Source organism: Clostridium sp. CF012 (assembly GCF_018861755.1).
Lineage (GTDB): Bacteria > Bacillota > Clostridia > Clostridiales > Clostridiaceae > Clostridium_AD.
The window spans coordinates 1-854 of record NZ_JAHLEF010000118.1 but is presented as its reverse complement, the minus strand read 5'-3'; the positions used below and the strand labels follow the sequence as shown (position 1 = coordinate 854).

The 854-nt window shown below is 31.1% G+C and carries 1 protein-coding gene; it reads left to right on the top strand.

Going from position 1 to position 854, the window contains the following annotated elements; all coding sequences use genetic code 11:
- The coding region (locus KPL50_RS26605; protein WP_216301465.1) for a phage tail sheath C-terminal domain-containing protein at window positions 1–854 on the top strand (854 nt) is incomplete at both ends.

The window sequence follows — 854 nt, the reverse complement described above, 5'->3', positions numbered from 1 at the left end:
ATCTTAATCTTAAGAGATTCAACAGACATTACATTTAAAACAAAGGAATACAAGCTACTAACAGAGGTTGTAGCAGATATTTTAAAATATACACCGGAAAATTTGCAATATATTAAGGATGCAATGGTAGGAGCTCCAAACCTAGTTACAGTAGTGCGAATAGATATTTTAGGTACAATTGCAAGTGCCTTGACATTAGTTGCTACATTGAAAAGTGGATGGACTTCAACCGTAGGAGAGAAGATTGACTATGAAGCCATTCCAACATGGACAGAACAAATAAGAGAACAAAAGAAAACTTATAAGTCTATTGTAACAGATACAACAGTTCTTCCTGATAATGAAGGAGTAGTTGACTTATTTAAAACAAAAGTAACCTTTAAGGATGCAAGAGGAGAACAGGATTCAGAAGAAATAATTCCAACACTTTTAGGACTTTTAGCGGGTGCAAATGTAAAGCGTGGAGCTACCTATATGATTGTACCTAATTTAAAAAGTGTTATTGAACCAATGGATGTCAATGCAGAGATTAAAAAGGGCAAATTTGTGCTTATAAATGATGATGGTGTAGTTAAAATTGCGTTAGGTATCAATAGTTTAACTACATTCAAAACAGATCTAATAGATACAACAGAAAAAACAGAAGATTTTTCAAGTATAGAAATAATTGAAGCCATGGACATGATTTTAGATGATACGACAAAGACATTTAAAAATGACTTCGTATCTAAATATAAAAATAATTTAGATAATCAAATGATTTTCATATCTGCTAAAAATGGATATTTAAAAACGTTAGCAGAGGAAGAGGTACTTGATAAAAACTATAACAACACATCATTTATAAATGTAGC